General features: G+C 70.0%; 19 protein-coding genes. 7 read left to right on the top strand and 12 right to left on the bottom strand.

Annotated elements, in window-relative coordinates; all coding sequences use genetic code 11:
* The 3 genes from Q0C81_RS05210 to Q0C81_RS05220 all read left to right on the top strand — a co-directional run.
* A partial coding sequence (locus Q0C81_RS05210) for a phenylalanine--tRNA ligase subunit beta (protein ID WP_291834545.1) occupies positions 1-1,365 on the top strand: 1,365 nt, incomplete at its 5' end.
* Positions 1,366-1,511: 146 nt separating this feature from the next.
* Positions 1,512-2,717: a chromate efflux transporter gene (gene chrA, locus Q0C81_RS05215; protein ID WP_291834549.1), complete on the top strand. Its 1,206-nt coding sequence runs from the start codon at positions 1,512-1,514 to the stop codon at positions 2,715-2,717.
* A gap of 129 nt (positions 2,718-2,846) precedes the next feature.
* A complete protein-coding gene (locus Q0C81_RS05220) occupies positions 2,847-3,455 on the top strand; it encodes a DUF1134 domain-containing protein (protein ID WP_291834552.1) in 609 nt (202 codons plus the stop codon).
* A 53-nt stretch (positions 3,456-3,508) separates the two neighbouring features.
* Here Q0C81_RS05220 and Q0C81_RS05225 read toward each other — a convergent pair whose 3' ends face one another.
* The 4 genes from Q0C81_RS05225 to thpR all read right to left on the bottom strand — a co-directional run bounded on the left by Q0C81_RS05225 (position 3,509) and on the right by thpR (position 6,781).
* On the bottom strand, positions 3,509-4,387 hold the full coding sequence (locus Q0C81_RS05225) for an SDR family NAD(P)-dependent oxidoreductase (RefSeq protein ID WP_291834555.1): 879 nt from the start codon (positions 4,385-4,387) through the stop codon (positions 3,509-3,511).
* Positions 4,388-4,393: 6 nt separating this feature from the next.
* Positions 4,394-5,629, bottom strand: a complete 1,236-nt coding sequence (locus Q0C81_RS05230) for an NAD-dependent epimerase/dehydratase family protein (RefSeq protein ID WP_291834558.1) — start codon at positions 5,627-5,629, stop codon at positions 4,394-4,396.
* Positions 5,630-5,705: 76 nt separating this feature from the next.
* Positions 5,706-6,245, bottom strand: a complete 540-nt coding sequence (locus Q0C81_RS05235; RefSeq protein ID WP_291834561.1) for a GNAT family N-acetyltransferase — start codon at positions 6,243-6,245, stop codon at positions 5,706-5,708.
* Positions 6,242-6,781, bottom strand: a complete 540-nt coding sequence (gene thpR, locus Q0C81_RS05240; protein ID WP_291834565.1) for an RNA 2',3'-cyclic phosphodiesterase — start codon at positions 6,779-6,781, stop codon at positions 6,242-6,244. Before thpR ends, Q0C81_RS05235 begins: the two co-directional genes overlap by 4 nt.
* A 125-nt stretch (positions 6,782-6,906) precedes the next feature.
* Between thpR and Q0C81_RS05245 the strand changes: the two genes are divergently transcribed.
* A complete protein-coding gene (locus tag Q0C81_RS05245; RefSeq protein ID WP_291834568.1) occupies positions 6,907-7,662 on the top strand; it encodes a Bax inhibitor-1/YccA family protein in 756 nt (251 codons plus the stop codon).
* Positions 7,663-7,867: 205 nt separating this feature from the next.
* On the opposite strand, the gene Q0C81_RS05250 is transcribed toward Q0C81_RS05245, so the two are convergent.
* The 4 genes from Q0C81_RS05250 to Q0C81_RS05265 all read right to left on the bottom strand — a co-directional run bounded on the left by Q0C81_RS05250 (position 7,868) and on the right by Q0C81_RS05265 (position 12,160).
* Positions 7,868-8,197: a DUF2794 domain-containing protein gene (locus Q0C81_RS05250; RefSeq protein ID WP_291834571.1), complete on the bottom strand. Its 330-nt coding sequence runs from the start codon at positions 8,195-8,197 to the stop codon at positions 7,868-7,870.
* Positions 8,198-8,537: 340 nt separating this feature from the next.
* Positions 8,538-9,863 (bottom strand): trypsin-like peptidase domain-containing protein, encoded by a 1,326-nt coding sequence (locus Q0C81_RS05255; RefSeq protein WP_291834574.1) that lies wholly within the window; start codon positions 9,861-9,863, stop codon positions 8,538-8,540.
* 28 nt (positions 9,864-9,891) lie between these two features.
* Positions 9,892-11,340, bottom strand: a complete 1,449-nt coding sequence (locus tag Q0C81_RS05260; RefSeq protein WP_291834576.1) for a HAMP domain-containing sensor histidine kinase — start codon at positions 11,338-11,340, stop codon at positions 9,892-9,894.
* 7 nt (positions 11,341-11,347) lie between these two features.
* The gene (locus Q0C81_RS05265) at positions 11,348-12,160 is read right to left on the bottom strand and encodes a response regulator transcription factor (protein WP_291834580.1); all 813 of its coding nucleotides are present in this window, start codon (positions 12,158-12,160) and stop codon (positions 11,348-11,350) included.
* Positions 12,161-12,334: 174 nt separating this feature from the next.
* On the opposite strand from Q0C81_RS05265, the gene Q0C81_RS05270 reads away from it, so the two are divergent.
* On the top strand, positions 12,335-12,799 hold the full coding sequence (locus Q0C81_RS05270) for a hypothetical protein (protein ID WP_291834582.1): 465 nt from the start codon (positions 12,335-12,337) through the stop codon (positions 12,797-12,799).
* Between the two features lie 62 nt (positions 12,800-12,861).
* On the opposite strand, the gene Q0C81_RS05275 is transcribed toward Q0C81_RS05270, so the two are convergent.
* A complete protein-coding gene (locus tag Q0C81_RS05275) occupies positions 12,862-14,052 on the bottom strand; it encodes an acyl-CoA dehydrogenase (protein ID WP_291834585.1) in 1,191 nt (396 codons plus the stop codon).
* Positions 14,053-14,190: 138 nt separating this feature from the next.
* Between Q0C81_RS05275 and Q0C81_RS05280 the strand changes: the two genes are divergently transcribed.
* Together Q0C81_RS05280 and Q0C81_RS05285 are read left to right on the top strand one after the other, a co-directional pair.
* Positions 14,191-14,457: a DUF6356 family protein gene (locus tag Q0C81_RS05280; RefSeq protein ID WP_291834588.1), complete on the top strand. Its 267-nt coding sequence runs from the start codon at positions 14,191-14,193 to the stop codon at positions 14,455-14,457.
* 29 nt (positions 14,458-14,486) lie between these two features.
* On the top strand, positions 14,487-15,677 hold the full coding sequence (locus tag Q0C81_RS05285) for a CaiB/BaiF CoA-transferase family protein (protein WP_291834592.1): 1,191 nt from the start codon (positions 14,487-14,489) through the stop codon (positions 15,675-15,677).
* Between the two features lie 22 nt (positions 15,678-15,699).
* Here Q0C81_RS05285 and Q0C81_RS05290 read toward each other — a convergent pair whose 3' ends face one another.
* The 3 genes from Q0C81_RS05290 to Q0C81_RS05300 all read right to left on the bottom strand — a co-directional run.
* Positions 15,700-15,999, bottom strand: coding sequence for a DUF1330 domain-containing protein (locus Q0C81_RS05290; RefSeq protein WP_291834595.1), 300 nt, complete (start codon positions 15,997-15,999; stop codon positions 15,700-15,702).
* A gap of 24 nt (positions 16,000-16,023) precedes the next feature.
* Entirely contained in the window at positions 16,024-16,461 is a 438-nt protein-coding gene (locus Q0C81_RS05295) for a hypothetical protein (RefSeq protein WP_291834597.1), read from the bottom strand.
* A gap of 4 nt (positions 16,462-16,465) precedes the next feature.
* Positions 16,466-16,957: 2-oxo acid dehydrogenase subunit E2 (locus Q0C81_RS05300; protein ID WP_291834600.1), on the bottom strand; the 492-nt coding region annotated here is incomplete at its 5' end.

Here is a 16,957-nt window from a genome sequence, read left to right on the forward strand (position 1 = left end):
CTGATCGCCCAGACGGGACGCGCCCTGTCGCTGACCTCGGACGCCCAGTACCGCTTCGCGCGCGGCGTCGACACGGCCTCGGCCGTGCCGGGCGTCGAACTGGCGACGAAGCTGATCCTCGACCTGTGCGGCGGCGAGCCGTCCGAGGTCGTGGTCGCCGGTCAGGCGCCGGCCGTTCCGACCGCCTTCGCCTTCGACCCCGCCCGTGTCGGTTCGCTGACCGGCCTGTCGCTGACGGAAGACCGCATCGCCGAGATCCTGATCGCCCTCGGCTTCGCCGTGACGCGCGGTTCACCCTGGGCGGTGACGCCGCCCTCGTGGCGCCGCGACGTGGACGGCCCCGCCGACCTGGTGGAAGAGGTCGCCCGCATCGAGGGCTTCGACCAGCTGCCGTCGACGCCCCTGCCCGACCAGGGCGCGCCCTCGAGGGGGGTTCTGAACCCGCGTCAGGCGCGGGTGCGCCTGGCTCGCCGGGCCCTGGCCGCCATGGGCTACGCCGAAGCGATCACCTGGTCCTTCACCAAGCAGTCGATCGCCGCCCTGTTCGGCGGCGGCGATGAGAAGCTGGTGGTCGAGAACCCGATCGCCGCCGATCTGGACTGCATGCGGCCCTCGGCCCTGCCGAACCTGATCCAGGCCGCGGCCCGCAACGCCGCGCGCGGCCACGCCGACGCCGCCCTGTTCGAGATCGGCCCGATCTATCTGGACGACCAGCCGACCGGCCAGCGCACCGTCATCGCGGGCCTGATCGCGCCGCGCTCGGCCCGCCACTGGGGCGGTGGGGCGGAAGACGCCCTGTTCGCCCTGAAGGGGGACCTGCTCGCCTTGCTGGACCAACTGGGCGCGCCGACGGCGTCGCTGCAGCTGGTTCAGGGCCAGAACCGCGACTGGTGGCACCCGGGCCGTTCGGCGCGGCTGCAGCTGGGTCCGAAGACTGTGATGGTCGAGTTCGGCGCCCTGCACCCGCGGGTGCTGAAGGCGCTGGACGCCGACTCCCCGATGCTGGCCTTCGAGATCGTGCTGGACGCGGTCCCGGAGCCGCGCGGCGCCAAGGCCAAGACGCGGGGCCCGGCCAGCCTGGCCAATCTGATGCCCCTGACCCGCGACTTCGCCTTCGTGGTCGAGGACGGCAAGGCGGTCGGCGATCTGGTCCGCGCCGTGGCCGGCGCCGACAAGGCCCTGATCGACGAGGTCCGGGTCTTCGACATCTATCGCGGCAAGGGCGTGGACGACGGGTTCAAGTCGGTGGCGCTGGAAGTCGTCATCCAGCCGGTCGAGGCCACCCTGACCGACGCCGAGATCGAGGCCCTGTCGGCCAAGGTCGTGGCGGCGGCCGGCAAGCTGGGCGCCGTGCTTCGGGGCTGACCCCCGGCACGGCGTTTCGCCTCTTCCGCTCCCCCGGCCTTCTGGCTTAGGATCGGGGCGCGGGCTGGCACGGGCGCCCGCTCAGGCGTCTCGCCCAAGCTCCGTTCTTTTCGCCGCGCCTCGCCGCGCGGCCAGGAGCGAAGATCTTGGACGCCACCTACGAACCCACGCCGCCCCGCCTCAGCTATGGCCGCCTGTTCCTGCGCTTTCTGCGCTTCGGCCTGAACGCCTTCGGCGGGCCGGTCGCCCAGATCGCCATGATCCGCAGGGCGCTGGTCGAAGACGAACACTGGATCAGCAGCGCCCGCTTCAATCGCCTTCTGGCGGTGATGCAGGTCCTGCCCGGCCCCGAGGCCCACGAACTGTGCGTCCATCTGGGCATCGCCGCGCGCGGCCGCTTCGGCGGATTGCTGGCCGGCCTCGGCTTCATGCTGCCCGGCCTGCTGCTGATGCTCGGCGTCGCCTGGGCCTACGATCGCTTCCTGACCGAAACCGACGCCTTCGACGCCGCCCTTCTCGGCGTGCAGATCGTGGTCCTGGCCCTGATCGCGCGGGCCGTGCGCCACATCGGCGGACACGCCCTGGAGAACCGGCTGCTCTTCGGCCTGGCCGCGGGAGCCTTCGTCGCCACCCTGGCGGGCGTCAGCTTCTGGGTCATCCTGGCGACGGCCGGCGCCGTCTACGGCCTCATGGCGTCGGGACGGCGAACCGCGCCGTGGCTCGCGCTGGCGGCGGGCCTGGCGGCCGCGCTGACGCTTCGCCTGAGCGGCCTCGACCAGGCCCCGACCTTCGCACCCATGACCGAGGCCGTGACCGAACCGGGCGCCGTCGCTCTGTTCTGGTCAGGGCTGAAGGCGGGGCTGCTGACCTTCGGCGGCGCCTATACGGCCATTCCCTTCGTGCGGGCGGACACCGTCGGGCGCGGATGGGTCGAGGACGGCCGCTTCCTGGACGGCGTGGCCTTCGCCGGCGTGCTGCCGGCGCCGCTGGTCATCTTCTGCACCTTCGTCGGCTACCTGGCCGGCGGCTGGATGGGGGCGGCGGCGATCACGTTCGGCGTCTTCTTGCCGGCCTTCGCCTTCTCCATGGTCCTGTACGAGCGACTGGAGGCTGTCGTGGCGGATCCGCGCCTTCATCGGACCCTGACCGGGATCGCCGCCGGCGTGGTCGGCCTCATCGCCGCGACGCTCCTGCAACTGGCCTGGACGACGGCCGGGCGGGTCCCGTCGATCTGGCCCGCCCTGGCCATCCTGGCGCTCGCCCTGATCGTGATCTGGCGCTGGAGGAGCCGCCTGGCCGCGCCGCTGGTCATCGCGGGCGGCGCGCTCCTGGGTCACGCGCTTCTCGGTTGAGGAGACGGGCCCGAACGGAGCGCAATCTCCTGTTAACCTTGCCGCCGCAAGGCTGACGCAAAGCCCGGCGACGGTGGCATGAGCGCCCGCGCGAGTCGGGCGGCCCTCCTCGTCTTCGGAGCCAGAACCATGCACCGCCGCCACCTGATCCAGTCCGGCCTCGCCCTCGGCGCGACCTCCGCCCTCGGCGCCTGCGCCAGCAACGGGCCGACCGATCCCAACTATCCGATCCGTTCGGACCAGACGGCGCCGGCCTACACCTCCGACGAGCTGATCGCGGCCGGCTCGCGCGAACTGGGCATCGCAGCCGAAGCCCTCGGCGGCGCCATCGAGCGCATCTTCGCCGACCAGGGCGACCGCCCCACCGCCTACATCGCGGGCGAGGAAGCCTCCGGCGCTGCCGGGGTCGGCCTGCGCTACGGCCGGGGCGCCCTGCACATGAAGGACCTGTCGGCCTCGCAGGAGGTGTTCTGGCAGGGCATCTCGATCGGCTGGGACGTCGGCGGCAACGGCAGCCGGGTCTTCACCCTGGTCTACGGCCTGTACCACCCGGACATGATCTACCGCCGCTACCCCGGCGTGGAAGGCTCGGCCTATCTGGTCGGGGGCGTGGGCGTGAACTACCAGCGCGCCGACGGCATCGTCCTGGCCCCGATCCGCACCGGCGTCGGCCTGCGCCTGGGCGCCAACGTCGGCACCATGGCCTACAGCCGCCAGCGCAACATCCTGCCGTTCTAGGAAGGGCGCTCGCGACGCGGTCGCTCCCTGCTTGAGCGCGACCGCGTCTTTGCTCAGCCCTCGCGGATCAGCGCCTCCAGCCCCTCGCGCCAGCTCGGATAGCGCGGCCGCCAGCCAAGCTCAGCCTTGGCCTTCGCGTTCGAGAGGCGTTTGGAGTCCAGGTAGAAGCGCCGCATGGCGTCCGACACCGAGGGATCGTCCAGATCGACCTCGGGCGGCAGAGACAGGCCCAGCCGGGCCGCCGCGCCCGCGATGACAACGTCGGCCGGCGAAGGCTCGTCGTCGCACAGGGTGTAGGCGGCGCCCGGGTGCGGCCGGGCGATGGAGGCGAACAGTCCGGCCACCGCGTCCTCGACATGGACGCGGTTGAACACCTGCCCGGGCTTTCGGACAATCCGGGCGGTGCCGTCGCGCAGCTTGTCCAGCGGCGAGCGGCCCGGACCATAGAGGGCGGGCAGGCGGAACAGCTGGACGGTCAGGCCCATGCCGCGCCCGGCGTCCAGCCAGTCGCGCTCGGCCCGCACGCGCCGCGCGCCTTCGAGGCTGGCCGCGTTCAGTTCGTCGTCTTCGAAGGCCCAGCCGCCCGCCCGGTCGCCGAACACGGCGGTGGACGAGACATAGCCGATCCAGTCGGGCCAGGCGCCCGAGGCGGTGATGGCCGGGATCAGGGCCTTCAGCCCGGGGCAGCCGTGGGCGTCCGGGGGAGCGGTGACGAGCAGGGCCGAAGCCTTCGCCACGGCGGCGGACAGGGCTGCCTCATCCGTCGGATCGACGGCGGCGACGCCTTCCGCTTCAAGCGCAGCGCGGGTGTCGGCGTCGCGCGAGGTGGCGACCGCCGTCCCGCCCCCGCGAATGGCCTCAAGCGCCGCGGCGCGACCCAGCCAGCCGCCGCCGAAGACCAGCAGCGAAACGGACGAAGCGGCGTCGGGCATCAGACCTCAGGCGGAACGGGCATGGGTTTCGGCGCCGACGGTCGCAACCGTGGCGGTTTCACTCTTCAGCGCTTCGGCGCGCCGGGTGTTCCAGCTGGACACGCAGGGCACCTTGGTCAGATCGGCCCGGTCGGCGTAGCGGCGGGCGATGTCGGTGACCTCGTCCAGCAGCCCCTGCCGCAGGGTGATCGGCTTCAGGCCCAGGTCGCGGAACTGGTCGTTGGCCACGACCAGCTCGTTCTCGTCGGCTTCCTGACGCGGGTTGGGGACGTTGTGGACCTCGGCTCCGGTCATGCCGGCGATCATGGTGGCCAGATCGCGCACCCGGCGGCTCTCGGTCATCTGGTTGAGGATCTTGACCCGGTCCCCGGTCTTGGGCGGATTCTTCAGGGCCAGTTCGACGCAGCGTACTGTGTCCTGGATATGGATGAAGGCTCGCGTCTGGCCGCCGGTGCCGTGCACCGTCAGCGGATAGCCGACCGCCGCCTGCATCAGGAAGCGGTTCAGCACCGTGCCGTAGTCGCCGTCGTAGTCGAAACGGTTGATCAGACGCTCGTCCTTGCGGGTCTCCTCGGTCTGGGTCCCCCAGACGATGCCCTGATGCAGGTCGGTGATCCGGACGCCGTCGTTCTTGGCGTAGAACTGAAACAGCAGGGCGTCCTGCGTCTTGGTCATGTGGTAGATCGAGCCGGGGTTCGGCGGGAACAGGATCTCCTGCTCGGCCGGGCCGAAGTCGGTGTCCACCGTGACCTTCAGATAGCCCTCGGGGATGCGCAGGCCGGCGGTCGTATAGCCATAGACCCCCATGGTGCCCAAGTGTGCCAGGTGCACGTCCCGGCCGCTCTCGACGATGGCGGCCAGCAGGTGGTTGGTGGCGTTGAGGTTGTTGTCGACGGTGTACAGCTTGTGCCGGGCCGACTTCATCGAATAGGGCGCGGCCCGCTGTTCGGCGAAGTGTACGACGCTGTCGGGCTTCCACTCGCGGATCACGGCGACGAGCCGGTCGAACTCCTTGCCGACCGTCATGTTCTCGAATTCGATCTCCCTGCCCGAGACCTCCTTCCACGCGGCGATACGTTCGCCCATGGTCCGGATGGGGGTCAGGGACTGGACCTCCAGCTCGTTGTCGATGTTGCGGCGGCTGAGGTTGTCGACGACCAGCACGTCCCAGCCGCGGGCCGACAGATGCAGGGCCGTCGGCCAACCACAGAAGCCGTCCCCGCCCAGAACCAGTACGCGCATTTCCACCCTCATTTTCTTCTTACCGTCCTGCCTAGCGGAAGCCGGACGGCGGTCAAAGCGTCGCCTTACCGCAGCTTCAACGGCGGGGCCGCGCCTTCCAGTCGGCTTTGCTCTGGCCCCAGGCGTCGACCGGCAGGTCGGCGAAGGGCGGCGGCATCCGGGTCGGTCCCAGGTTGCGCGAGCCGATCCGCTCGGCCAAGCGCTGCGACGGCGTGTTGTCCGGATCGATGCAGTGGATGACGTCCTCCCAGCCCAGCACGTCGAAGGCGTAGTCCAGCGTCGCCGTCGCCGCCTCGACGCCATAGCCCTTGCCCTGGGCGTCCGGATGCAGGCCCCAGCCGACCTCGTTGCCCGGCCAGCCGTGCGGCCGCCACGGCCCGATCCGGCCCAGCCACAGGCCGCTGTCGCGCTCGATGAGCGAGAACATCGACACGCCCGTCAGGCTCCAGGCCCCGGCCATGCTCATGAAGCCGCGCCAGGCGGTCGAGGCGGGCTGGGGCCCGCCGAGGAATTTCGACGCCTCGGGATCAGCCATCATCTCGGCCCAGCGCGGGAAGTCCTCCATGGCGAGGGGGCGCAGGGTCAGGCGTTCGGTCTGAAGCACCGGTCCGGTCACAGCAGATACTCCCGTTCGAGTTGGTACTGACTGCCGTCAGGGGTCAGCACGCTGGAATAGAGGCCGAACCGGTCGATCCGGATCGGCGGCGAATGCAGCAGGTTGTGGCCGGTGATCCAGGCGCCGATCCGGTCCGGATTGGTCTGGGGCTTCAGATAGGCCAGCGTCAGGTGCGGCCGATACTCGCGGCGTTCCAGAGCGACGCCCGCCCGCTCGGCCGCCGACCGGCAGCGGCCCGCCAGCACGCCCAGGCGCTCGCTGGGGGCCACGCCCGCCCAGATCGTGTGGCTGCGGTGCGCGTCGCCGAAGGCGCCGACGCCCTTCAGCTCGATCTCGAAGGCCCCGCCGGTCGCCGCGCGCTCCAGCTCCACCGCCAGATCGTCGGCCCGACGTTCATCGACCTCGCCGTAGAAGGCCAGGGTCACATGCAGCTGTTCGTCGGTGCGCCATTTGGCGCCGGGCAGGCCGCTTTGGCGACGCTTCAGCGTCTCGGCCACGTCCCAGGGGACGGACAGGGCGGTGAACAGCCGGATCATGCGACCGTTGGTAGCGGGTCCGAACTCTGATCCCAAGTCCGGTTTTCCTTGCGGAAGGGTCGGTCGCGACCGATATTTGCTCCAAAGGCCGGGATCGCCCGGCTCTGAGGAGGATCGAAACCGCGATGAGCGATTTCAGAAACGGATATTCCATCCCGCAGACCGCCGACATGTCGGTGGACGCGGGCCTGCGCAGCTTCATGCTGGGCGTCTACAACAAGGTCGCCATCGGCCTGCTGGTCTCGGCCGTGCTGGCCTACATCACCGGCTCGGTGCCGGCGGTGCGCGACCTGCTGTTCGCCACGGCGGTCTTCCCCGACGGCGTGACCCGGATCACCGGCTACACCCTGCTGGGCATGATCGTGGCCTTCTCGCCGCTGGTCATCCTGCTGGGCTCCAACTTCGTGATGAAGAACCCGACCTCGGGCGGCGCCAGCGCGCTGTACTGGCTGATCGTGGCCCTGATCGGCGCCTCGATGGGCACCGTGGTCCTGCTCTACACGGGCGCCTCGGTGGTGCAGACCTTCCTGATCACGGCCGCCGCCTTCGGCGCGCTGAGCCTGTTCGGCTACACGACCAAGAAGGACCTGACCGGCATCGGCAGCTTCCTGATCATGGGCGTCATCGGCCTGATCATCGCCTCGGTGGTGAACATTTTCCTGCAAAGCGGCATGATGCAGATGATCATCAGCATCGCCGGCGTCCTGATCTTCGCAGGCCTGACGGCCTACGACACCCAGCGCCTGAAGATGACCTACTATGCGCTGGGCGGGAACCAGAACGCGATGGGCGTGGCCACCAGCTTCGGCGCGCTGAGCCTGTACATCAACTTCATCAACATGTTCCAATTCCTGCTGGCCCTGTTCGGCGGTCGTCGCTGATCTCTTAAGGGCGCCAACGTTCGCCGCGCGGCGGCTCACTGCTTGAGCGCGATCGCCGCGGCGAACTGACAGACCGGCCTCATGCAGCGAACCACCGCGTGGTGAGCGATAGGCCAACAGGATGGCCTCAAGCAGCGACCCGCCGCGCGGGGAGCGTTAGGCCACAAAAGAATGAGGGCCCCGGCGGCGACGCCGGGGCCCTTTTCTATTCCACGACGGTGAACCTGCGGCTGTCGAAGACCCGCAGCACCTGGGGCAGTTCCCGGCCCCGGCGCAGGACCATCCCGCCCTCCCCGATCACCGCCCACTGCCCCTGCTTCAGCCGCAGCGCCGGGCGCTTCTCGATGCGATAGGCGGGGGCGTCGCCCGAGCGGCGGAAGACGGCGAACTCGGCCACCTCCCTGTGCCCGACCATGGCGTAGTCCCGCCATTCGCCGGCGGCGACCATACGACCGTAGACTCTCAGGATCTGGTCCAGCTCGCGCCGGTCGAAGAAGATCGGTCCGGCCTGCTGGGCGTCGGCGGCGTCGCTCATCCCCTTAATCTAGGCGGGCGGTCGCCGGGCGCCAGCCCTGCTTGCGGCCGAACGCCGTGTCCGGAACGCCGCAATGCGAGGAAATCGCCCCGAACACGAAAACGCCTCCGTTCCGCCCATCGCCCGCCCCCTTGGGAGGCGACACCGGACCCATCGGCTCGTCGGAGTTCGGAGCGGTTCCGGATCCTGAACAGCCCCCCCAGCCCCCTGGAATTGTTCCATTCAAGGGCTTCGGCGGGCCGATGCTTCCTCCAAAGCGAGACGCCCGCTCCGCCACCTCCCCCCCTCCGGCCGAGCGGGCGTTTTGTTGTCCGGAGCAGGGTTCAGGCGTCGGCAGGCCTCAGGGCAGGGCGACCCGTTCCGTCTCGCCGCCACGCTGAACCGAGAGACGGCGCTCGCCGGTTCCGTCCAGCGCCCGCGCCAGACCCGACAGATCCGACACCGACCGTCCGTTGACCGACTGGATGACGTCGCCTGCCTGAAGGCCGGCGGCGGCGGCGGGCGAACCGCCCTCGACCGCGAAGACCTGCAGGCCGGTGGAGCCGTCGCGCACGCTGGCGCCGCGCGCCAGCACCACCTCGGCGCCGATGATGACCTGACGCTCGACCCGCGGCGTGACCGTCAGGGTGGCGCGGCCCTCGTGGCCGGCGCGCAGATAGACGACCTCGACCTGGGTCCCCGGTTCGGCGATGCCGATGGTGGCCTGGACGGTGCCGGCGTTGGAGACCGGGCGGTTCTGGATGCGGGTGATGACGTCGCCGCGGCGCAGGCCCGCGCTCTCGGCCGACGAGCCCGGGGTCACGTCCTCGACCACGGCCCCGCGCACGATGCCCAGGCCGAAGTCCCGCGAACGGGCGGCGTTCAGCGAGCCGAGGATGGCGCCGGTCGTACCGCGCTTGACCTCGCCCGTCGTGCGCAGCTGCTCCACGACATACATCATGATCCGGCTGGGCACGGCGAAGGCGATGCCGTCATTGCCGCCGCCGCCGCCCGACAGGATGGAGGTGTTGATGCCGATCAGCCGTCCCCGGCTGTCCAGCAGCGGTCCGCCGGAGTTGCCCGAGTTCACGGCCGCGTCGGTCTGGATGTAGTCCTCGATCCGGTCGCCCATGCCCGAACGGCCCAGGCCCGAGATGACGCCCATGGTCAGGGTCTGGTCGAGCCCCAGCGGGTAGCCGACCGCGAAGGCAAGGTCGCCGGTGCGCAGGGTGTCGGAACTGGCCACCTCGATCTGCGACAGGCCCGGGGCGATGATCTTCAGCACCGCGATGTCGGTGGCCTTGTCCGCCCCGATCAGGACGGCGTCGAAGATCCGGCCGTCGGTCAGATCGACGGTGAACTTCCGTCCGCCCTCGACCACGTGATTGTTGGTGACGACGATGCCCTCGGCCGCGTCGAGCACGGCGCCCGAGCCGCTGGCCATCGGGCGGGGTTCGTTGTCGCCGGAGCTGGGACCTTCGGACTGGCCCAGGGTGGTCACCTGCACCACGGCGGGCAGGGCGCGTTCCAGGTCGGTGGCGAAGGTGAAGACGCCGCGCTCGGCGTCATAGGGCAGCGACTGCGGCTGGGCCGTCTGGGCCCAGGCGGGCGCGGCGATCAGCAGGGGTGCGGCGAGCGCGAGGGCCAGCACGGAGACTCCGCCGGTCCGAGAAATGATGCGCCGCATGCCGTATCCCTTGTTCTGGACCGTGACCCTAGCGCGAGAAATGCGCCGTGACGACAGCTCCCGGCGCGGCGTCATCAATCGTCATGGATGCGCCGTGCCGTTTCAGGATGGCCCGCACGAACGCCAGTCCCATGCCATGGCTCTCGCGGCCCTCGGCCGAGGCGGCGGCGACGCTGGCGGCGTCGCCCGCGCCGCCGCCCCGGAAGCCCGGGCCCTGGTCGGCGACCGAGAAGCGGGGCCGCCCCTCACTCGCCGAGACGGCCAGGGTGACGACGCCGTCGTCCGGCGAATACTTGACCGCATTGTCCACCAGATTGGCCACGGCCCGCTGCAGCAGACTGCGCACGCCCAGCACCTCGACCGGCTCGACCTCGATCCGGATCGACACGCCGCGCAGCTCGGCCAGCGGTTCGTAGAGCTCGGCCGCCTGACGGGCCAGGGTGTCCAGGCGCACGGGCTCGAACGACCAGGCCTCGCCGTCGCGCAGCGCCATGGCCTCGTTCATCGCCCGTGTCAGCTCGTTCAGGTCGGCGCGCGCCTCATTGACCAGGCGGCGGGTCTCGGGCGTCTCCGCCGTGTCGGCCAGCCGCTCCAGCCGGGCCGAGGCGCGCGCCAGGGGCGTGCGGAAATCATGCGCCAGCTGGTCGGCGGAATCCCGCAGCCAGGCCAATAGCTCCTCAAGCCGGTCCAGGGTGCTGTTCACATGGCCCGACAGCTCGGTCAGCTCGGGCGCGACCTCGGTCTCGGGCGCGCGTTCGGAGAAGTCCCCGACCGCCGCGCGGTCCAGCGCCTTGCTGACCCGGGCCACGGCGCTGGTCAGGCGGCGGCGGGCGAAGGTGGCGGCGCTCAGGCCGATGGCGAGCAGCAGTCCCCCCGCCCCGATCACCGCCGCCACCGCCCAGCCCCAGGCGTCGCCCGAGGCGTCCACGACGCGGCCCACGGCGATGTCCAGCGCCCCGACCGAACGCTTGACCACCACCACCTCGACGGCGCGCGCCGGGCACAGGACGCCGCGCCCCAACCGCATCACATAGACGTCGGCGCCCAGCCGGGGCGACCGCTCGCCGCGCAGGCTTTCAAGCTCCGACAGGCCCGCCGGCTTGCCGACCGGCGCACGGATGAAGCGCACTCCCGCGCCGCCCCGGCCGGTGCGGCAGGTCTCCTCCAGCGTCCGCGCCTCGCGTTCGCGGGCCGGGCCGTTCTGGAAGGCGGTCAGCCAGTTGGACAGATAGACCGCGTCGGCCGGGCTCAGCGTATCCCCGGTCATGCCTTCCACGCCCAGCTTGGAAGCCATGGCGCCGTAATCATCGAGCGCGGCCAGCGCGGCCTTCTGGCGCTGGTCCATGCGCACCGCGGCGCTGGTCACCGCCAGCGACCCGGTCAGCGCCAGGGCGGACAGGACGGCGATTCCCGCCGCCAGCTGGGTGGTCGTGCGCCGCCCCAGCCAGGCCCTGATGCGGCGGAACGGGCCGGTCACGGCGATCTCAGCCCGTCCAGTCGGACAGGTCGCGGAACACCAGGCTTTGGCTGCGCGCCGAGACGATCAGCGGATGCAGGTCGTCGCCCAGTTCGGACGCCTGTTCCTTCAGCCGTCGGCGCAGGGCGCTGATGCGGGCATCGATGATGTTGACGAAATTGTCGGGCAGGAAATTCCACTCCACCCAGCACCGGTCCCACAGCATGGTCTTGGTCACCGGCTGGCCGCGCGCGGTCATCAGCTCGCAGACGATGGCGAATTCCAGCGGCGACAGGTCGATGGTGCGCGACGTCGCCCCCAGCTCCAGCTTCACCGTGCGCGCGCCGAACGACAGGCGGATGGGTCCGTTGACCAGATCGGCGTTCACGGGTTTCGCCCGGCGGGCGGCGCGGCGCAGCTGGGCGGCGATGCGCGCCAGCAGTTCCTCGTCCCCCACCGGCTTGGCCACATAGTCGTCGGCGCCCTCCAGCAGGCCCTCGACCTTCTGCCGCTCGCCGCCCAGGGCCGTCAGCATCAGGGCGGGCGCATCGGACGACGGCCCGTTGGAAGCGCGCAGGCGCTTCAGCGTCTCCAGGCCGTCCATCCCGGCGGTCAGGCGGTCGAGGATCAGCACGTCATAGGGCCGGGCCGCCGCCGCCTCGAGCGCGGTCTCGCCCCGGTCGACCCGGTCCACCCGCTCAAAGCCGGCGCGCAGCAGCCTTTCGGCGACGTGTTCGGACAGGTCCGGGTCATCCTCGAGCAACAGGGCGGCGCGGCCCGCGAAGACCTCGCGCAGCCGGGCGAAAGGGTCCTCGCCCGCGATCACTGGTTCTCCGTCCATCAGCCGCCTCCCGTCGCCGAACGATAGGACGTTGAAGCCGAATGACAAAGCTCGCCGGTCCCAACCGCCACCGTGCACGCGCGCGAGCGGACGCGGGGCTGATTCTTCCTGATCGAACGGCGATTGCCGGTCCGGCGGCGCATGCTACCGTTCCGCCCTGTTCGGAGGGATCCCATGCTCGTCGCCACCGCTCTCGCGCTTTCGCTTCAGGCCGCCCCGGCGGGCGCCGTCGATCCCACCTCGCCCGAAGGCGCCGCGGTGATGGCGCCCGTGAACGCCGTCTTCGCGGCCCTCGCCGCCCGCGACGGCCAGGCGATCCTGCCCCACGTCGATCAGAACGGCCGGATCACCGTCGTGGTGGATCGCGTCGACGGCGCACGCCGCGTCGGTACGCCGACCTGGGCGGAATTCACCAGCGGCCTGACCGCGGGGCCGGAGCGGTTCGAGGAGCAGATGCCCAACCCGACCGTGGCCATCGACGGCAATATCGCCACGGTCTGGGGCCGCTATGTCTTCAAGATCGACGGCCAGACCAGCCACTGCGGCGTCAACCATTTCGACCTGATCCGCCGCAACGACGAATGGACTATCGTCAACCTGACCTGGAGCCAGCGCACCACGGGCTGCGAGGCGCTGTAGGCCCGACCAAAGGTCGCCCTCGCGCTCAAGCAGCGAGCGACCGCGTCGCGAGCGATAGCGCCCTAAAAAGCGCTCTCGCCCGTGATGGCCCGGCCCAGGATCAGCGCGTGGACGTCGTGGGCGCCCTCGTAGGTGTTGACCGTCTCCAGGTTCATGGCGTGGCGCATGACGTGCATTTCGCCCGTGATCCCGGCGCCGCCGTGCATGTCGCGGGCCTCGCGGGCGATGGCCAGGGCCTTGCCGCAGTTGTTGCGCTTCATCATCGAGATGGCTTCCGGGACCCAGTCGCCGGCGTCCAGGCGGCGGCCCAGGGCCAGCGCGCCCTCGAAGCCGAGGAAGATCTCGGTCTGCATGTCGGCCAGCTTCTTCTGCACCAGCTGGCGGGCGGCCAGCGGGCGGCCGAACAGCATGCGCTCGGCGACATAGCCGCGGGTCAGGTGGAAGCAGGCCTCGGCCGCGCCCATCGCGCCCCAGGAGATGCCGTAGCGGGCCTTGTTCAGGCAGGAGAACGGGCCGCGCAGGCCCTTTACGCCCGGCAGCAGGTTCTCTTCGGGCACGAAGACGTCGTTCAGGCCGATGTCGCCGGTGACCGAGGCGCGCAGGGACAGCTTGTCGCCGATCTTGTCGGTGGTGAAGCCGTCGAAGCCGCGCTCGACGATGAAGCCGCGGATGACGTCGTCCAGCTTGGCCCAGACAATGGCCAGATCGCTGATAGGGCTGTTGGTGATCCAGTATTTCGCGCCGTTCAGGCGGTAGCCGCCGTCGACCTTGACCGCCTTGGTCTTCATCGAGGCCGGGTCCGACCCGCCGTCGGCCTCGGTCAGGCCGAAGCAGCCGATCAGCTCGCCGGCCGCCATCCTCGGGAGGAAACGAAGTTTCTGCTCTTCCGAGCCGAAGGCGTAGATCGGGTACATGGCCAGCGACGACTGCACCGACATGGCCGAGCGGTAGCCCGAATCGACCGCCTCGATCTCGCGCGCGATCAGGCCGTAGGCCACATGGCTGGCGCCCGCGCCGCCGTACTGTTCCGGCAGGGTGGCCCCCAGGAAGCCCATCTCGCCCATCTCGGTCATGATCGAGCGGTCGAAGGTCTCGTCCCGGAAGGCGGCCACGACGCGCGGCAGCAGCTTCTCGCGGGCGTAGGCCCGGGCCGCCTCCTGGATCATCCGCTCGTCGTCGGTCAGCCGCCCGTCCAGATCCAGCGGATCGTCCCAGCGGAAGGTCTTTTGATGAGCGCTGACGCCGTCGGCCATTCTAGTCTTCCCAGTAGCGGTGCGGGGTTCAGGTGATCGTGAGGATCCGTGACGATCAGCCCCCTGTTCTGGGCTGCGGTTTAGGCCAGAATGGCGGCGACGGGTAGAGGGAGCGCCCGTCGCAGGCTATGCAGGGACATGACCCGAACGCTGAAACAACTGTTCGCCGATCACCCGAGAGAGGTGGGCGAGGGCTATTTTGAGCATATGGCGCACTCGGCGAGCTTCGGCTTCAAGCTGGCGCGGCTGTCGGCGACCGCCTTCGTGCACGCGATGGTGCCCGGGGTTCACAAGACGACCGTCTCGGACGAGATCAAATGCATGGCCCGCGACATGGGCGGCCGCGCCGAAGAGGCCCGCGAATGCCGCATGAAGGATGCGGGCGTCTGGGACGTGGGTTTGTAGGCTCGCCGGCCAACGGCTAAGCAGGGGCCATGACCCAAGGCCCCCTCTCAGGCGTTCGCGTTCTCGATCTCAGCCGCGTGCTGGCCGGTCCATGGGCGACCCAGACCCTGGCGGACCTCGGGGCCGAGGTGATCAAGATCGAGCGGCCCGGCGTCGGCGACGACACCCGCCAGTGGGGCCCGCCCTTCACCACCAGAACCGACGGATCCAGGGGCGACGCCGCCTATTTCCTGTGCGCCAACCGGGGCAAGAAGTCGGTCGAGCTGGACATCGCCAGCCCCGAGGGCGCCGCCGCCGTGCGCGACCTGGCCAAGACCTGCGACGTGGTGGTCGAGAATTTCAAGACCGGCGGCCTGCGCAAATACGGCCTCGACTACGCCGGCCTGTCGGCGGTCAATCCGAAGCTGGTCTACTGCTCCATCACCGGCTTCGGTCAGGACGGGCCGGACGCCCACCGGGCCGGCTACGACTATATGATCCAGGCCATGGGCGGGCTGATGTCGATCACCGGCCAGCCGGACGGCGCGCCCGGCGCCGAGCCGATGAAGGTCGGGGTGGCGGTCGTGGACCTGTTCACGGGCCTGTACGCCTCCAACGCCATCCTGGCCGCCCTGATGCACGCCCGGGCCAGCGGCGAGGGCCAGCACATCGACATCGCCCTGTTCGACGTCCAGGCGGCCATGCTGGCCAATCAGGCGGCCAACTACTTCGTCTCGGGCAAGGCGCCGACGCGGATGGGCAACGCCCACCCCAACCTGGCTCCGTACCAGCCCTTCCCGTGCAGGGACGGGATGGTGGTCATCGCGGTCGGCAATGACGGCCAGTTCCGCGCCCTGTGCCTGGCGCTGGGGGTCGAGGGCATGGGGACGCAGGCGCGCTTCGCGACCAACGCCGCCCGCATCGAGCACCGCACGGACCTGACCGCCGAGCTGGCGGCCCTGACCGCGTCGCACAGCGTGAAGGCCCTGATGGCCATGCTGGAGGCGGCGGGCGTGCCCTGCGGCCCGGTCAACACCATCGATCAGGTCTTCGACGAGCCGCAGGCCAGGCATCGCGGGCTGGAGGTTGAACAGGCCCGCGCCGATCTGGCCGGTCCGGTCCGCACCGTCGCCTCGCCGATCCGCATGTCCAGGACGCCCGTCCGCTACGACCTGCCGCCGCCGGCGCTGGGGGCCGATACGGACGCGGTGCTGGGGACGCGAGGCTCGCGGGAGACCTGATCGCCCGCCGGGGTGAGCCGGTTCAGTCCTCCGGGATCGCCTCGATGATCCGCAGGTCGCGGATCGCCGCGTCCCCCAGAACGCGCAGCGCCTCCTGATAGGCCGGGCTGTCATGAGTCGCGATCGCCTGTTCGACGCTGTCGAACTCGATCAGCGTGGTGCGCTCGACCACGCCTGATTCAAACGCCGCGGCCGGGGTTCCGCGCGCCAGGAACCGCCCGCCGCCCTGCCGCATCGCCGGTCCCGCCAGCTTGATGTAGGCCTCAAGCCGCGCGGGGTCGCTGATCGAGCGGAAGGTGTTGATCCAGTAGGCCTTGGCCATCGCATATGTCCTTCGCGTGGAGCGTCAGTAGCCCCCCGGTTCTCCGCCCATCATCGTGAGGATGCAGCCGGCCAGCGGAAAGACCACGAAGAACAGGACGACCACGACGACCCCCGCCTTCTTGGCGTGGCGCATCACACCCTGGACTTCATGCTCGTCCAGTTCCCCGACCTTGCCGGGCGTATGGTCCAGCATCCATTCGCCGGTCGTTTCCGCCTCGTCCGCGAATTCGCCGGCGCGCATTCGGGCGATCACCTGCCGCGCTTCGAAGATCTGAGCGGATTCCGTCGCCACCCGGACGCCGCCCAGACCGATCAGCATGTCCGGGTTCATGGTCGCCATGTCACGGTCAGGCAGCCAGGCCTCTATCCCGTGCCGCCGGAGCATGGTGACCGCCAGTTCCGCCTCCGGGAGGGTGGAGAAACGGGCGACCTCGAGAATGTCCCGGACCGCCGAGGTCACGTTGTCAGAGATCCAGCAGCGCGCGCGCCGGGTCTTCCAAAAGATCCTTCACGCGGACCAGGAAGGTCACGGCTTCCTTGCCGTCGACGATGCGGTGATCGTAGCTGAGGGCCACGTACATCATCGGGCGGATCTTCACCTCGCCGTTGATGGCCATCGGGCGCTGCACGATGTTGTGCATGCCCAGGATGCCCGACTGCGGCGCGTTCAGGATCGGCGTCGACATCAGCGAGCCGTAGGTGCCGCCGTTGGTGATGGTGAAGGTGCCGCCCTGCAGCTGGTCCAGGGTCAGGTGGCCGTCGCGGGCCGCCTTGCCCAGATCGCCGATGCCCTTCTCGATGCCGGCCAGCGACAGGGCGTCGGCGTCGCGCAGCACCGGAACCACCAGACCCTTTTCGGTGCCGACGGCGACGCCGATGTCATAGTGGTTCTTGTAGATGATGTCCGTGCCGTCGATCTCGGCGTTGACCGACGGGATCTCCTTCAGGGCCGCGAC

Origin of the sequence: Brevundimonas sp., assembly GCF_023259385.1 — a bacterium.
Classification (GTDB): Bacteria; Pseudomonadota; Alphaproteobacteria; order Caulobacterales; family Caulobacteraceae; genus Brevundimonas.

Bases quoted from the DNA above. Each gene is read 5' to 3' on its own strand.
- Q0C81_RS05220 (WP_291834552.1), top strand. From the start codon at position 2,847: ATGCACCGCCGCCACCTGATCCAGTCCGGCCTCGCCCTCGGCGCGACC.
- Q0C81_RS05225 (WP_291834555.1), bottom strand. From the start codon at position 4,387: ATGCCCGACGCCGCTTCGTCCGTTTCGCTGCTGGTCTTCGGCGGCGGC.
- Q0C81_RS05230 (WP_291834558.1), bottom strand. From the start codon at position 5,629: ATGCGCGTACTGGTTCTGGGCGGGGACGGCTTCTGTGGTTGGCCGACG.
- thpR (WP_291834565.1), bottom strand. From the start codon at position 6,781: ATGATCCGGCTGTTCACCGCCCTGTCCGTCCCCTGGGACGTGGCCGAG.
- Q0C81_RS05245 (WP_291834568.1), top strand. From the start codon at position 6,907: ATGAGCGATTTCAGAAACGGATATTCCATCCCGCAGACCGCCGACATG.
- Q0C81_RS05250 (WP_291834571.1), bottom strand. From the start codon at position 8,197: ATGAGCGACGCCGCCGACGCCCAGCAGGCCGGACCGATCTTCTTCGAC.
- Q0C81_RS05255 (WP_291834574.1), bottom strand. From the start codon at position 9,863: ATGCGGCGCATCATTTCTCGGACCGGCGGAGTCTCCGTGCTGGCCCTC.
- Q0C81_RS05265 (WP_291834580.1), bottom strand. From the start codon at position 12,160: ATGGACGGAGAACCAGTGATCGCGGGCGAGGACCCTTTCGCCCGGCTG.
- Q0C81_RS05270 (WP_291834582.1), top strand. From the start codon at position 12,335: ATGCTCGTCGCCACCGCTCTCGCGCTTTCGCTTCAGGCCGCCCCGGCG.
- Q0C81_RS05275 (WP_291834585.1), bottom strand. From the start codon at position 14,052: ATGGCCGACGGCGTCAGCGCTCATCAAAAGACCTTCCGCTGGGACGAT.
- Q0C81_RS05280 (WP_291834588.1), top strand. From the start codon at position 14,191: ATGACCCGAACGCTGAAACAACTGTTCGCCGATCACCCGAGAGAGGTG.
- Q0C81_RS05285 (WP_291834592.1), top strand. From the start codon at position 14,487: ATGACCCAAGGCCCCCTCTCAGGCGTTCGCGTTCTCGATCTCAGCCGC.
- Q0C81_RS05290 (WP_291834595.1), bottom strand. From the start codon at position 15,999: ATGGCCAAGGCCTACTGGATCAACACCTTCCGCTCGATCAGCGACCCC.